The sequence below is a fragment of the Burkholderia paludis genome, from assembly GCF_000732615.1.
In the GTDB taxonomy this organism is placed as follows: Bacteria; Pseudomonadota; Gammaproteobacteria; order Burkholderiales; family Burkholderiaceae; genus Burkholderia; species Burkholderia paludis.
On the sequence record NZ_JPGL01000146.1, the window covers coordinates 1 to 1,927 of the forward strand.

At 64.1% G+C, this 1,927-nt stretch carries 1 protein-coding gene and 1 pseudogene; one reads left to right on the top strand and one right to left on the bottom strand.

What is annotated here, in order from left to right:
* A pseudogene (locus GQ56_RS47440) lies at positions 1 to 472 on the bottom strand (YadA-like family protein); the annotation flags it as partial.
* On the opposite strand from GQ56_RS47440, the gene GQ56_RS47445 reads away from it, so the two are divergent.
* Positions 456 to 1,927 (top strand): hypothetical protein (locus GQ56_RS47445; RefSeq protein WP_031403754.1); only part of this gene is annotated, 1,472 nt, incomplete at its 3' end. The pseudogene GQ56_RS47440 and the gene GQ56_RS47445 sit on opposite strands and share 17 nt — an antisense overlap.

Genomic DNA, 1,927 nt, shown 5'->3' on the forward strand with positions numbered 1-1,927 from the left:
CGAGTGCGATCGTGTTGTCCGCCGTGGCCTGGTTCGAGCTGCCGAGGGCCAGTGCGCTGGCGCCGGTTGCGGTGTTCGCGTTGCCGAGCGCCACCGCGCCGTTGCCGGTTGCCGTGTCGTTCGCGCCCATCGCCACCGCGCCGGTACCCGTCGCGATGCTCGGGTCGCCGATCGCGACTGCGCCGTCGCCGTTTGCCGTGTTGCCGACGCCGATCGACACTGCCTGCCCGCCCGTTGCCGATGCGTTCTGGCCGATCGCGACCGCGCCTGCCGACTGCGCGTTCGAACCGTTGCCGACCGCGACGCTGCTGGCGCCCGCCGCGCTGGCGTTCACGCCGGCGGCGAGGGCGTTGATGCCCGTGGCGCCGTCGTTGTTGTAGTTCGCCTGCTGCGTGCCGCCGTCATTGACGCTGTAGTAGTGCGTCTTCGCGGCGTTGATCGCGGTCGAGGTCGAGGTGGACAGCGACGTCACCGAGCTGTTCGTCGTGCTCAGGCCGGTGGACAGCGAGCCGATGCCGGTCGAGGTCGACGTGGACAGCGAGGTGATCGTGCTGTTAGCCGACGAGAGGCCGGTCGAGGTCGAAGTCGACAGCGACGTGATCGAGCTGTTGGCCGAGGACAGACCGGTTGACGTGGAAGTCGACAACGACGACACCCTGCTATCGGTCGAACTCAAGCCCGTCGACAGCGAGCTGATGCCCGTCGAAGTCGACGTCGACAGCGAGGAAATCGAGCTGTTCGCCGACGACAAGCCCGTCGATGTCGAGGTCGACAACGACGACACCGTGCTATCCGTCGAGCTCAGGCCGGTCGACAACGAACTGATGCCTGTCGAAGTTGACGTCGACAGCGAGGTGATCGAGCTACTGGCCGACGACAAGCCCGTCGAGGCCGAGGTTGACAACGACGACACCGTGCTATCCGTCGAGCTCAGACCCGTCGACAGCGAACTGATGCCCGTCGAGGTCGACGTGGACAACGACGTGATCGAGCTGTTCGCCGAGGACAAGCCAGTCGAGGCCGAGGTTGACAACGACGACACCGTGCTATCCGTCGAGCTCAGGCCGGTCGACAACGAACTGATGCCTGTCGAAGTTGACGTCGACAGCGAGGTGATCGAGCTGTTCGCGGACGAAAGCCCCGTCGAGGTCGAGGTTGACAGCGACGACACCGTGCTGTCTGTCGAGCTCAGGCCCGTCGACAGCGAGCTGATGCCCGTCGAGGTTGACGTGGACAGTGAGGTGATCGAGCTGTTTGCAGACGACAAGCCGGTCGACGTCGAAGTCGACAACGACGACACCGTGCTGTCCGTCGAGCTCAAGCCTGTCGACAGCGAGCTGATGCCAGTCGAAGTCGACGTCGACAGCGAGGTGATCGAGCTGTTCGCGGACGAAAGACCCGTCGAGGTCGAGGTTGACAGCGACGACACCGTGCTGTCCGTCGAGCTCAGGCCGGTCGACAACGAGTTGATGCCTGTCGAAGTTGACGTGGACAGCGACGTGATCGAGCTATTCGCCGATGACAAGCCCGTCGAGGCCGAGGTCGACAGCGACGACACCGCACTATCCGTCGAGCTCAGGCCCGTCGACAGCGAGCTGATGCCCGTCGAAGTCGACGTCGACAGTGAAGAAACCGAGCTAGTAGCCGACGACAGGCCGGTTGACGTCGAGGTGGACAACGACGACACCGTGCTGTTTGTCGAGCTCAGCCCCGTCGACAACGAACTGATGCCTGTCGAAGTTGACGTCGACAGCGAGGTGATCGAGCTATTGGCAGACGACAAGCCAGTCGAGGCCGAGGTCGACAACGACGACACCGTGCTGTCCGTCGAGCTCAGGCCTGTCGACAGCGAGCTGATGCCGGTCGAGGTTGACGTCGACAACGAGGTGATCGAGCTGTTCGCCGATGACAGACCGGTCGACGTCGA